The organism is Myxococcus sp. MH1 (assembly GCF_059738865.1).
On the sequence record NZ_AP026947.1, the window covers coordinates 2,517,418 to 2,530,240 of the forward strand.

Annotated in this window: 5 protein-coding genes; 4 read left to right on the plus strand and 1 reads right to left on the minus strand. The window is 72.2% G+C overall.

Annotated elements, in window-relative coordinates:
• The first annotated feature begins 49 nt into the window (after positions 1 to 49).
• Both AC6JA9_RS10400 and AC6JA9_RS10405 read left to right on the plus strand, forming a co-directional pair.
• Positions 50 to 862: an aminoglycoside phosphotransferase family protein gene (locus AC6JA9_RS10400; protein WP_426747653.1), complete on the plus strand. Its 813-nt coding sequence runs from the start codon at positions 50 to 52 to the stop codon at positions 860 to 862.
• A gap of 22 nt (positions 863 to 884) precedes the next feature.
• Entirely contained in the window at positions 885 to 1,385 is a 501-nt protein-coding gene (locus AC6JA9_RS10405) for a hypothetical protein (protein ID WP_223784630.1), read from the plus strand.
• Between the two features lies 1 nt (position 1,386).
• Here the strand turns inward: AC6JA9_RS10405 and AC6JA9_RS10410 are convergent, their stop codons facing one another.
• Complete coding sequence (locus AC6JA9_RS10410; RefSeq protein WP_426747652.1) at positions 1,387 to 2,379, minus strand: phosphotransferase enzyme family protein; 993 nt, start codon at positions 2,377 to 2,379, stop codon at positions 1,387 to 1,389.
• A gap of 854 nt (positions 2,380 to 3,233) precedes the next feature.
• Here AC6JA9_RS10410 and AC6JA9_RS10415 point away from each other — a divergent pair.
• Both AC6JA9_RS10415 and AC6JA9_RS10420 read left to right on the plus strand, forming a co-directional pair.
• A complete protein-coding gene (locus AC6JA9_RS10415; protein ID WP_497959599.1) occupies positions 3,234 to 9,392 on the plus strand; it encodes a type I polyketide synthase in 6,159 nt (2,052 codons plus the stop codon).
• Positions 9,393 to 9,445: 53 nt separating this feature from the next.
• Complete coding sequence (locus AC6JA9_RS10420; RefSeq protein WP_483577289.1) at positions 9,446 to 12,772, plus strand: non-ribosomal peptide synthetase; 3,327 nt, start codon at positions 9,446 to 9,448, stop codon at positions 12,770 to 12,772.
• The last annotated feature ends 51 nt before the right edge of the window (positions 12,773 to 12,823 follow it).

Here is a 12,823-nt window from a genome sequence, read left to right on the forward strand (position 1 = left end):
GCTGACGTGGCCGCACGGCGCGTGGCGCACGGGGCCTTATGCTTGGCCCATGTTCGACGAATTCCTGCGCCGCTGGTCCCTGACACCGGAGGGCGGGCCCATCGTCACCCCGGGTGCGCGGCTGCTCCCGGTGCGCTGGCGGCAAACGCCCGCGATGCTCAAGCTCGCGCTGGACGCGGAGGAGCAACACGGCGCCCGGGTGATGACGTGGTGGGCGGGAGACGGCGCCGCGCGCGTGTTCGCGGCGGAGGGCCACGCGCTGCTGCTGGAGCGCGCGGAGGGCGCCCGTTCACTCACCCAGATGGCGCGGGGTGGCGAGGATGACGAGGCGTGCCGCATCCTCTGCGCGGTCGCGGACAGGCTGCATGCGCCTCGTTCGACGCCGCCTCCGGAGGACCTGGTTCCGCTGCCGCGCTGGTTCGAACCCCTGGCGCTCGCCGCTGCCACGCACGGGGGTGCGTTCACCCGCTCGGCCCAGGCCGCGCGCGAGGTGCTCGCGACGCCGGCGCCATCCGTCGTGCTGCATGGCGACCTGCACCACGACAACGTCCTGGACTTCGGCGCACGAGGCTGGCTGGCCATCGACCCGAAGCGGCTGCTGGGTGCGCGAGGCTTCGACTTCGCCAACATCTTCACCAACCCGGACATGGCCAACCCCGAGCTGCCCCTGGCGGTCCTCCCGGAGGTCTTCCAGCGCCGCGTCCAGGGGGTGTCCGAGGCCTCGGGGATGGAGCGCGGGCTGTTGCTGCGCTGGGTGCTCGCGTGGACGGGGCTGTCCGCGGCCTGGCTGGTGGAGGAGGGAGCGGACGCGACCGTGGACCTGCGCGTCGCGGCGCTGGCGGCGGCCGCGCTGGGGCGTTGACGGCGTGGTATGTCATTGCGCCATGAACCTCTCACGGTGGTTGTTGGCGGGCATGGGCATGGCGGTCCTGGCGTCCGGCTGCGGCGGGCGTCGCAGCCACCCCAAGGTGGACTTCGCCCAGATGGGGCCGTCCCTGAACGCGAAGCGCTACGCGAACCTGGAGAAGCTCGCGGCGAAGGACCTCAAGTGCGCCGAGGAGCTGACGCCCACCTACCTCGGGGAGAACCAGTACCAGATGTCCGGCTGCAACGCGGAGGGCGTCTACGAGCTGCGCTGCCGCGTCGGGCAGTGCGGCTGGGTTCCCGACGTGCGGGCCCGCGCGGAGTTCGACCTGGGCTGTCCGCGCTCGCAGCTGAGCGCCACGAGAATCGACGACGCCACCGCGGGCGTCACGGGCTGTGGCAAGCGCGCCACCTACAGGGCCCTGGGAAGGACATATGGCGTCAACTGGGTGTTGAACTCGGCGGTGACCGAGGACTCGAGCCCCGCCGCGGACACCGCGGGCGCCGCCGCGCCGCTCTGATTCACAGCGCCGCCCAGGACCGCTCGGCCCTGGCGACGACGTTGTCCTCGTCGAACTGCGCGGTGAAGTACCCCAGCCAGCGCGCCCGCTCGGACGCGTCGCCGCCTTCGCCCAGGAGCAGGTCGCTCAGCTCCAGCAGGTCGACGACGATTCGCTCGTGGCGACAGGCGCACAGCCGCCGCCGGTCCACCGGGACGTCCCCGTAGCCGGCCATGAACGCGGCCACCTCCTCGTCGCGGGTGCCAATCCCTCCCACACCCGCGCCGATGAACATGAGGTCCACCTCCCGGGGCCCTCGCGTCGCGGAGTCCCAGTCGACGACGGTGAGCGCGTCATCGCCCACGAGCAGGTTCCCCGCGTGCAGGTCCGCGTGGCACGGCACGGCCTGCTCCGCGGAGCCGCGGACGCTCCCCGCGAGCACGGCCGCGCGCTGGAGCACCGTCGCGATGCGGCCCGCGTGTCGGGTCCACGCGTCGACCAGCGGCGCCGTGGCCGCCGTGGTGAGCGCACCGCGGAGCATCGCCTCGTGCCGGGCCCGCGCGGCCTCGAGCGGCGGGGCGTCCGGCTCCGGGAGCGCCGCGTGCAGCTCCGGCGGCAGGCGCGCCTCGTGGACGCGCCGCAGGGCCTGGCCCAGGCGCTGCCAGTGCTCGGTGGTGGGCGGCCGCTCGAAGCCGCTCGGCGCGTCGATGAAGGGGTAGAGCGTCCAGCCCACGTCCTCGGCGCGCGGCGCGAGCTCCCCGCTCAGCGAGGACATCGGGGCGGACACCTCCCGCACGCCTTCCCGATGGTGGAGATGCCACGCCAGTCGGAGCCGCGCGTCCGACCACCTCCGCCGCAGCTTGAGGAGCCAGGGCGCGCCCCGCCGGGTGGTGACCTTCAGCACCCGCGCGTCCGAATCCAGGCCCGCCGTGAGCGGCTCGAGCGCCGAGATTTCCAGGCCGTGGTGCTCGTGGAGCACCCGGGCGCAGCGTTCCTCGTCGGGCCAGGCGGTCATCGGATGAGTGTCGCAAAGCCCCGCGAGCCGCCGTGGCCTCATCGCAACCAGTGTTCATCAGCACGCCCGTGGACAGGGGAGGGGACCGCCCGCGCGCGGACTTTTCCAGCCCGCCTGGACGCCCTGGGAGCACTGTTGGAAGGGCCCGAAGAGACCGAAGCCCCCACCCCACCCCGGAGGAAGAGATGAACACGCCCGTCGTCCACAAGAGCTTCCCCCCTCGAGCGCATGTACCCCGCCAACGCCGCGCGCGTCTTCAATGAGGGCACCCGCGAGCTGCCGAGGCGCTGGCCCGCGAGCTCGGGCAGCACGACTGATTTGACGTGGCGTTCAGGTCACCGGGCCTCGAGCTCGACCTCGCTCGGCCCGAGTCATGACTCCAGGTCAGGAACACGCGTGGCCTTTCGCGGCGCCTTGTTGCCTGCCCGCCAAATACTGCTCATGCGCAATCACATCCAATCGGAGGTCGAGAGTCAGTTGTAGCTTGCGAGGCTACAGCGCTGGAACTGCTCCAGAATGGCTCGGTTCGAGCCCTCCGGGATGGCTCGCCGGACCCACCTGGAGAGTCCCGTCCACGGGGGCTTGTCAGAGGGGCGTTGCATGGTGTCGCCCTCGAGGATGGCGACCGGGTGCTCGCGGGAAATCTCAGGGGGTCCTGAGGAAGAAAAGGGCCCTCGTGCGTTCAGGGTGGCGCGGAATTCATGCGTGAATTTCTCGCAACGAGGACTCCCTGATTCCTTCGGAAGATTCGCCCAATCCGCTGTCACTGGAAGATCTGAAAGCATGATTTGAATCCGAATAGGACATGCTACTGTGTGTTTGGGGAACACGCGCTTCATCAGGGGCTGAAGTCGATGGATACAGGGGGCCAGGAGTTGCAAGGCATTGCCTTGATTGGCATGGCAGGGCGCTTTCCGGGGGCAGAGAGCGCTCTTCAACTGTGGGAGAATCTCATCGGTGGTGTCGACTCCATCTCGCGGTTTCGCGATGAGGAGTTGTTGGCCGCGGGCGTGCCGGCGGAGGTGTTGCGCAATCCGGCCTACGTGCGCGCCAAGGGCGTCATCGCGGACGCGGACTGCTTCGACGCGGGCTTCTTCGACTTCAGCCCGAGGGAGGCGCAGCTGCTGGACCCGCAGCAGCGGGTGTTCCTGGAGAGTGCGTGGGCCGCGTTCGAGGACGCGGGCTATGACCCGACCCGTCTGACGGGGATGCCGGTGGGCGTCTTCGGTGGGGTGGGGCTCAACAGCTACCTCTATACGCACCTGGCGCGTCCTGGCGTGCCGGTGCCGCTCGAGGAGTTCTTCGCGGCCTTCATCTCCAACGACAAGGACTTCCTGTCCACGCGGGTCTCCTACAAGTTGAACCTGCGGGGTCCGAGCCTCACGGTGCAGACGGCGTGCTCCACGTCGCTGGTGGCCGTGCACCTGGCGTGTCAGAGCCTGTTGAGCTTCGAGTCGGACATGGCGCTCGCGGGCGGGGCGGCCGTCACGCTGCCCTTGCGCACCGGCTACCTGCACAACCCGAACTTCATCCTGTCCAAGGACGGCGCCACGCGGACGTTCGACGCGCGGGCGGGCGGCACCGTCTTCAGCCATGGCGTGGGCTGTGTGGTGCTCAAGCGGCTGGAGGACGCCGTGCGGGACGGCGACGCCATCTACGCGGTCATCAAGGGCAGCGCCGTCAACAACGATGGCGCCTCGAAGGTGGGCTACACCGCGCCGAGCGTGGACTCGCAGGCGGAGGTGATTCGCACCGCGTACACGCTGGCGGACGTGGACCCCGCGAGCGTGGCGTACGTGGAGGCGCACGGCACCGCCACGCCCATGGGAGACCCCATCGAGGTCGCCGCGCTGACGCGGGCCTTCGCCTCGGAGGGGCCCCGAGAGACGCCGTTCCTGTTGGGCTCGGTGAAGTCGAACCTGGGCCACACCGACGCGGCGGCGGGGGTCGCCGGGTTGATGAAGGTGGCGCTCTCGCTGCGCCACGGCGCCATCCCTCCGTCGCTGCACTTCGAGAAGCCCAACCCGCACCTGGACCTGGAGTCGGGCAACTTCCGCGTCGTCACCCAGCCCACGCCCTGGCCCGAGCTGGGCGCGCCCCGGCGCGCCGGCGTGAGCGCGTTCGGCATCGGCGGCACCAACGCCCACGTGGTGCTGGAGGAGGCTCCGGCCCAGGAGTCCATGCCGGCGAGCCAGGGCGAGCAGTTGCTGGTGTTGTCCGCGCGGACGCCCGAGGCGCTGGAGCGCGCCCGGCTGCGGCTGGCCGAGCACCTGCGCCGGGAGCCCTCGGTGGACCTGGGGGACGTGGCCTTCACGCTGGCGATGGGGCGCAAGCTCCTGCCATACCGCGCCTCGCTGGTCGCGGCGGACGTGGCCCAGGCGGCCGGGGCGCTGGAGGCGAGGCTCCCGGTGGAGCCGGTGGCGGCCCGACAGACGCCGGTGGCGTTCCTGTTCCCGGGGCAGGGCTCGCAGTACGCGTCCATGGGGCGCGGGTTGTACGAGACGGAGCCGGAGTACCGCGACACGGTGGACCGTTGCGCGGCGCTGCTCCGGCCGCACCTGGGGCTGGATCTGCGCGAGGTGCTCCACGCGGAGGCCAGCGACGCGGCGACGGAGCGGCTGGCGCGCACGGAGCTGACGCAGCCCTCGCTCTTCGTCGTCGAGTACGCGCTGGCGCGGCTGCTCATGTCCCGGGGCGTGGAGCCCTCGGCGATGCTCGGCCACAGCGTGGGGGAGTGGGTGGCCGCGTGCCTCGCGGGCGTCTTCCCGCTGGAGGACGGGCTGCGGCTCATCGCGCTGCGCGGCAAGCTGATGCAGGCGCTGCCGCCGGGGAAGATGCTCTCGGTGCCGCTGCCTCGCGAGGAGGTGCGGAGCCTGCTGAACGAGCGGCTGTCGCTGGCCGCGGTGAACGGCCCGGCCTCCTGCGTGGTGGCGGGTCATCCCGAGGCGGTGGACGCGCTGGCGGCGACGCTGTCGGGCCGGGGCGTCCAGGCGCGCGCGCTGCGCACCTCGCACGCGTTCCACTCGTACATGGTGGATGACGCGCTGGCGGCGTTCCGCCGGGTGGTGGAGCAGGTGACGCTGTCCGCGCCGCGCATCCCGTTCGTCTCCAACCTCACCGGGCGCTTCATCACCCCCGCGGAGGCCACGTCACCCGACTACTGGGTGCGCCACATGCGCGAGGCGGTGGAGTTCGCCCGGGGCGTGGGCACGCTCTTGCGCGAGGAGCGCGTGTTGCTGGAGGTGGGGCCGGGCAACGGGCTCGGCGCGCTGGCGCGGATGCTCCCCGAGAAGGGCGCCACGGCCACCATCCTGTCGACGATGCGCCACCCGAAGGCCGCGGCCCATGACGGCCGGGTGCTGCTGGAGACGCTGGGGCGGCTGTGGGAGGCCGGTGGCGCGCTGGACCTCGCGGCCCTGTGGCGCGAGGCGCCTCGTCGCCGCGTCCACCTGCCGACCTATCCCTTCGAGCGTCAGCGCCACTGGGTGGAGGCTCCCACGGAGGCGCCCGTCGCCGCCGCGCGCGATGCGCACGAGGGCCTGTTCCACGTCACCACGTGGGCCCCGCTGCCGCGTCCGTCGCCGCGCGCTCGCGTCGAGGGGGAGCGGTGGCTCTGGTTCCTGGACGACTCGGAGCTGGCGCGGGAGGCGCTCGCGAAGCTGGGCGTCGCGGCGGCCCTCGTCACGCGCGTGGAGTCGGGGGACGTGTTCGAGCGGCGGGAGGACGGGCTCTATCGCCTGCGCCCCGGCAGCCGCGAGGACCACCAGCGATTGGTGGAGGCGCTGGCGAAGGAAGGCCGGCTCCCGGACCGCGTGGTGCATGCCTGGAGCGTGACGGGGCCCTCGGAGGTCTCCCTCACGCCCTCGACGCTGGGACCCGCGCAGGAGCGGGGGCTCTACAGCCTGTTGTGGCTGGCGCAGGCGCTCGGTGAGCGTGGCGGTGGACGGCCCGTGGCGCTGGTGGCCGTGGCCGACGGTGTCCACGCGGTGGTGGAGGGTGAGCGCGAGCGGCCGGAGAAGGCGACGCTGCTGGGCGCGTGCCGGGGCATCTCGCTGGAGGTGCCGGGGCTGACGTGCCGGCTGGTGGATGTGGCCGCGACGCCCTCGGAGGGCCTGGCGCGGGCGCTCGTGGACGAGCTCTCCGCCGAGGAGACGGCGGGCGTGGTGGCCCTGCGTGGAGCGCAGCGCTGGGGGCCGCGCGTCTCGCCCGTGGCGTTGCCGGCGACGGAGGCCTCCGGAGCGGAGTCGCCGCTCCCCGGGCGCACGTGGCTCATCACCGGTGGGCTCGGCGGCATGGGGCTCGTCTTCGCGGAGCACCTGGCGCGCACGCGGCAGGCCCGGTTGGTGCTGCTGGGGCGCTCGGTGCCCCGGCGGGACTCGGGGGAGCTCCACGGTGAGGACCGGGAGCGGCTGGAGAAGCTCGAGGCCCTGGAGCGGCTGGGGGCCGAGGTGCTGCCCCTGGCGGTGGACGTGGGCGACGAGGCCCAGCTCGCCTCGGCGCTGGCGAGGGCCCGGGAGTGCTTCGGTCGCATCGAGGGCGTCCTCCACGCGGCGGGCGTGCCGGGGGGCGGCGCGCTCCAGCTCCAGACGCGCGAGCAGGTGGAGGCCGTGTTCCGGCCGAAGGTGCTCGGGGCGCTGCACCTGGGGCGGCTGTTGGCGGCCGACCCTCCGGACACCTTCGTCCTGTGCTCCTCCGTGACGAGCCTGCGCGGCGAGCCGGGGCAGGTGGCCTACGCGGCCGCGAACGCCTTCCTGGACGGCTACGCCCACCTGCTGCGCTCGACAGGGCTGCGCGCCGTGTCCGTCGGCTGGGACACGTGGGGCGAGGCGGGCATGGCCGTGGCGGCGCTGCGCGGCGCGGGCGCCCGTTCGACGCGGGGCCTGCTGCCGGGGCACCCGCTGCTGGGCATGCGCCGCGTGGAGGGCGAGGACCTCGTCTACACGCAGGTGATGGCGCCCGAGCTGCAGTGGGTGCTCGATGAGCACCGGGTGCTCGGTCAGCCGTTGATGCCCGGCACGGGCTACCTGGAGATGGTCGTCTCCGCGCTGACGGCGGAGCGGCCGGGCATGGCGGTGGAGCTGAGCGACGTCGTCTTCGTGACGCCGCTCACGGTGATGCCGGGAGAGCGCCGCGAGGTGCGGCTGGTGCTGAGTCCTTCGGGCGAGCGCCTTCGCTTCCGCGTCCAGAGCCGCCCCGCCTCTTCGCGCGAGGACGTGTGGCAGGAGCACGTGCTGGGCACCGCGCGCTGGACGGAGGGCGCCGCTCGGGCCCACCCGCTGGCGCAGGCGGAGTCTCGGTGCACCGATGCCCTGGAGTCCGCGCAGTCGCTGATGGGGGACGCCGACGAGCACCACATCTTCTTCGGCCCGCGCTGGACGACGGTGGACTCGCGGCTGTTCTTCGGCGGGCGGGAGCTGCTGGCGACCTTCTCCCTGTCGGAGGCGTACCGGGAGGAGCTGGGCGTCTACCGGTTCCACCCCGCGCTGCTCGACGTGGTGACGGGGTACTCGCGGCTCCTGGAGCTGCGCGAGAAGGGCACGGCGGGCGCGGCGGCCCAGGGGCTCTTCCTGCCGCTGACCTACCGTCGGCTGACCGTGCACGGGCCCGTCCCCGCGCGCGTGCGGGTGCACACGCGGTGGCGGCATGACACCGAGGACGCGGCGTCGCTGCGCGTGTTCGACATCACCCTGATGGACGAGCAGGGCGGGGTGGTGGTGGACGTGGAGGGCTTCACCCTCAAGCGGCTCGACGACATGCACCAGACGTTCTCCGCGCCGACGGCGGAGGGGACTCCGGGTGTCGCTACGCCCGGGCGCCTCACGCTGCCCGGCGCGCTGAGCAACCAGGAGGGCGTGGAGGCCCTCACGCGCATCCTCGCGGGCTTCGAGGGCGCGCACGTCTACGTGTCCCGCGCGCCCCTCCAGGCCCGCGCCGCCCAGCGCCCCGAGAGCACCGCCTCCCGGAAGCAGGGCGCGAAGGCGCCGCGTCCCGCGCAGCGCACGGCCTACGTGGCGCCGCGCGACGAGGTGGAGACGCAGGTGTGCGAGGCGCTGGCGGAGCTGTTGGGCGTGGAGGCCGTGGGCATCCACGACAACTTCTACGACCTGGGCCTCAACTCGCTCCTGATGGTGCAGCTGAGCGCGCGGCTGCGGGAGCGGCTCGACGTGCAGCTGTCGCTCAACGCGCTGTTGGAGCACTCCTCCGCGGCGCAGATTGGGGCGCAGGTGTCCGCCACCCGGCCCTCGTCGACCTCCGCTCCGGCGGCGCCGAGCGAGCCCTCGCTGCCCGCTGGCGTGGTGCGCTTGCAGCGGGGCGTGCCCGGACGCACGCCGCTGTTCTGCATCCACCCCGCGGGCGGCTCGGTGTTCGGCTTCCTGCCCCTGGTGCGCCACCTGGACAAGGAGCAGCCGGTGTACGGCATCCAGGCGCGCGGCGTGGAGGGCGAGGTGCCGCCCGACACCCGCATCGAGGACATGGCGCTGCACTACCTGGAGCTGGTGCGGGGCCTCCAGCCCGAGGGCCCCTACCTGTTCTGCGGCTCCTCCATGGGCGGCACCGTGGCCTTCGACATGGCCCGCAGGCTGACGGCGCTGGGCCAGCGCGTGGACCTCCTGGCGATGCTCGACACGCCCTCGGATGACGGGGGCACGGTGCGCCACTCGGAGCCGGTGACGGACGACTTCGTCCTCGACTACGTGAAGAAGCTCTCGCCGGAGATGTCCGACGCCTTCGTCCGGATGAACCAGGAGAACGGCGGCAGCTTCCTGCGCCTGTGGCGCGCGCACAACGAGGCCCTGCTGCGCTACGCGGCCCAGCCGGTCGACACCCGCATCCTCTACTTCCGGGCCAGTGTCCGGGACCACCTCATCCCCCACCATCCGGAGTACGGCTGGATTGGGAAGGCCCGAGGCGGCATCGAAATCCACGAGGTGGAAGGCAATCACCTCACCATGAGTCTGGAGCCTCACGTCGCGAGACTCGCCTCGCTGCTTCGCGAGCGCCTCGCGTCCTGAGCGTCCACAGCCTCCCGAATCCATTGCTCGCCGTCGGCGAGGAGAGCCGAGTCATGTCTCGAGACACCGAATCGATGTCCCTGGAGGAGAAGAAGCAGCTGCTGAAGCGCCTCTTGGCGCGACAGGACGCGGCCCCGCGGGTGGCGGCGGTGCAGGAGCCCTTCGCCCTCTCCTACGGCCAGGCCGCGCTGTTCCACCTGCACCAGTCCGACCCGGACAACCACGCGTACCACACGCTGTTCTCCTTCCGCGTGCACGGCCCGCTGGACGTGGAGGCCCTGCGCCGCGCGGCCGAGGCGCTGGTGGAGCGGCACGAGGTGCTGCGCACCACCTACGGCGTCAGCGATGACGGACGGCTGCTCCAGCGCGTCCAGGAGAAGGGCACGCTCCCCTTCACCCTGAATGACTCGCGCGGCGTGTCCCCGGCGGAGGTGCGCCGCCGCCTCATCGAGGAGGTGCGCAAGCCCTTCGACTTGACGACGGGGCCGGTGGCCCGGCTGAGCGTCACCCGCGTGGACGGCGGCGAGCACCTGGTGGTCTTCACCCAGCACCACGTCTCCAACGACGCGCGGGCGCTGCAGGTGCTCCAGCGGGAGCTGCTCGAGCTCTACGGTCAGCTCGTCACCGGGGGCACGGCGAGCCTGCCGGCGCCTCGCGCGCAGTACCGCCAGTTCGTGGAGTGGGAGCAGGCGCTGCTCGGCGGTCCTCGGGGCGAGGTGCTGGAGCGATACTGGACGGAGCGCCTCGCGGGCGCGCCTCCCGCGCTGGAGCTGCCCACGGACAAGCCCCGGCCCGCGGAGCAGGGCTGCCACGGTGACACCGTCATCCACGAGCTGGACCGGGGGCTGGTGCGCCGCGCGGAGGCCCGGGCGCGTGAGCAGGGCGTGACGCTGTACACCTTCCTGCTCGCGTGCTTCCACGTGCTGCTGTCGCGGCACACCGGCCAGCGCGACGTGCTGGTGGGGACGCCCACCAACACGCTCATGTCCGCGGAGGACGCGGCGCTGCAGGAGGTCGTCGGCTACGCCGTCAACCCCGTGGTGGTGCGCTCCTCGGTGGACGAGGGGCTGGGCTTCGGCGCCTTCGCGCGCGAGCTGCAGAAGCGGGTGCTGGAGGCGCTGGAGCACCAGGCGTACCCGTTCCCGCAGCTGGTGGCGAAGCTGGGCGGGCCCCGGGACGCGTCGCGCCCGCCGGTCTTCCAGGTGATGTTCAACTACCTGCCGGTCAGCGACCGCGACCCGCTGGCGATGCTCGGCCTGTCCGTGGACGAGGGCCGCACGTTCCAGGTGCACGGGCTGACGGTGTCGCCGTACGTGCTGCCGCAGCAGGAGGCCCAGTTCGACGTGGGCATGGAGTGCCTGAAGCTGGGCGAGCGGCTGGTTCTGGCGCTGCACTACAACGCGGACCTCTTCCTGGCGCGGACCGCGCGCCGGCTGCTGGAGCGCTTCGAGTGCCTGCTGGCGGACGCGGTGGAGCGCCCGTCGGCCACGTGTGACGCGCTGGAGGTGGTGTCCGCGTCCGAGCGCGAGGAGCTGCTGCTGGGCTTGAACCCCCGGCCGATGGACTGGGTGGACGGGCCTTCCATGGTGGACCTGGTGGAGGAGCAGGTGCGCCGCACGCCGGACGCCGTGGCGCTGTCGGTGGGGGACACGCACCTGACGTACCGCGAGCTGAACGCGCGGGCCAACCGGCTGGCGCACTACCTGCGCGCGCACCATGGGGCCGGCCCGGACGTGCTGGTGGGGCTGATGGTGGACCGCACCGAGTGGCTGCTCATCGGCACGCTCGGCATCCTCAAGTCCGGCGCGGCCTACGTGCCCATCGACCCGGCGTACCCGGCCGAGCGCGTGCGCTACCTGCTGCAGGACAGCAGCAGCCGCGTCCTGCTCACCGAGCCGCAGCTCCTGGAGACGGCGCGCCAGGGCTCGCCCGCGGGGTGCGTGGACATCACCACCGCGCGGGGGGACTCGGACGAGGACATGGCGCACCGTCCCGGCTGCGAGGACCTGGCGTACGTCATCTACACGTCCGGCTCCACGGGCCGGCCCAAGGGGACGCTCATCGAGCACCACAGCGCGGTGTCCTTCCTGCGCTGGTGCCAGACAGAGTTCCGCGCCACGGACTTCGACGTCACCTTCTTCGGCACGTCGTACTGCTTCGACCTGTCCATCTTCGAGATGTTCTACACGCTGTCGGTGGGGCGGCGGGTCCGCCTGCTGCGCAACAGCCTGCAGATCTCCGAGTACCTGGACAGCGAGTCGCGCATCCTCGTGAACACGGTGCCCTCCGTGGTGAAGGAGCTGCTCGCGGCGGGTGCGGACCTGGGCAACGTCACCGTGCTGAACATGGCGGGCGAGCCCATCCCGCAGAGCGTGATGTCCCAGCTGGAGGGCCTGCCCATCCAGGTGCGCAACCTGTACGGCCCCAGCGAGGACACGACGTACAGCACCTGCTACCGCTTCCCGGGCGACGACCCGAAGGTGCTCATCGGCAAGCCGCTGGCGAACACGCGCGTCTACATCCTCGACAAGGACCTGCGGCTGGTGCCCCGGGGCGTGCCCGGCGAGCTGTGCCTGTCGGGGGATGGCCTGGCGCGTGGGTACCTGGACCGGCCGGACCTGACGGCCGAGCGCTTCGTGCCGGACCCGTTCATGCCCGGTCGGCGCATGTACCGCACGGGTGACGTGGCGCAGTGGCGCGCGGATGGGAACCTCGACTACCTGGGCCGGCGCGATGACCAGGTGAAGCTCAACGGCTACCGCATCGAGCTGGGTGAAATCGAGGTGGCGCTGTCGAAGCACCCCGCCACGCGCGAGGTGCTGGTGCTGGCCAGGCCCGGGCCCTCGCGGGACATGGAGCTGGTGGCCTGGCTGGTGTGCTCCGAGAAGGTGGAGCCGCGCGAGCTGCGGGCGTTCCTGGAGCAGCGCCTGCCGCGCTTCATGGTGCCGGGGCACTTCGTGTTCCTGGACGCGTTCCCGCTCACGCCGAACGGGAAGATCGACAAGAAGGCGCTGGCGGCGCCGGTGGCCGCGGCCTCCCGGAGCGCGATGCCTCCCGTCGCGCCTCGCAGCGAGCTGGAGCGCGCGCTGCACGAGCTGTGGGGGCACGCGCTGCGCGGCGCGCACTTCGGCATCGACGACAACTTCTTCGACGTGGGCGGCAGCTCGCTGCACCTGACGCAGATCCACATGTCGTTGCAGCGGCGGCTGGGCCGGAAGATGCCGATGACGGAGCTGTACCGCTTCCCGACCATCCGCGCGCTGGCCGAGTACCTGGACCGGGGTCCCGAGAAGCAGGCCGAGCCGTCGAACGACGAGCGGGCCGAGCGCCTGCGCAAGCAGGAGCAGTTCTTCCGGGCGCGCAAGGCGCGTCGGAGCTGAGTCACCCCGAGGCACGGGCCGACGAGGCCCGACGTGAAGGTTCATGGCCCC

Bases quoted from the DNA above. Each gene is read 5' to 3' on its own strand.
- AC6JA9_RS10400 (WP_426747653.1), top strand. From the start codon at position 50: ATGTTCGACGAATTCCTGCGCCGCTGGTCCCTGACACCGGAGGGCGGG.
- AC6JA9_RS10405 (WP_223784630.1), top strand. From the start codon at position 885: ATGAACCTCTCACGGTGGTTGTTGGCGGGCATGGGCATGGCGGTCCTG.
- AC6JA9_RS10420 (WP_483577289.1), top strand. From the start codon at position 9,446: ATGTCTCGAGACACCGAATCGATGTCCCTGGAGGAGAAGAAGCAGCTG.
- AC6JA9_RS10415 (WP_497959599.1), top strand. From the start codon at position 3,234: ATGGATACAGGGGGCCAGGAGTTGCAAGGCATTGCCTTGATTGGCATG.
- AC6JA9_RS10410 (WP_426747652.1), bottom strand. From the start codon at position 2,379: ATGACCGCCTGGCCCGACGAGGAACGCTGCGCCCGGGTGCTCCACGAG.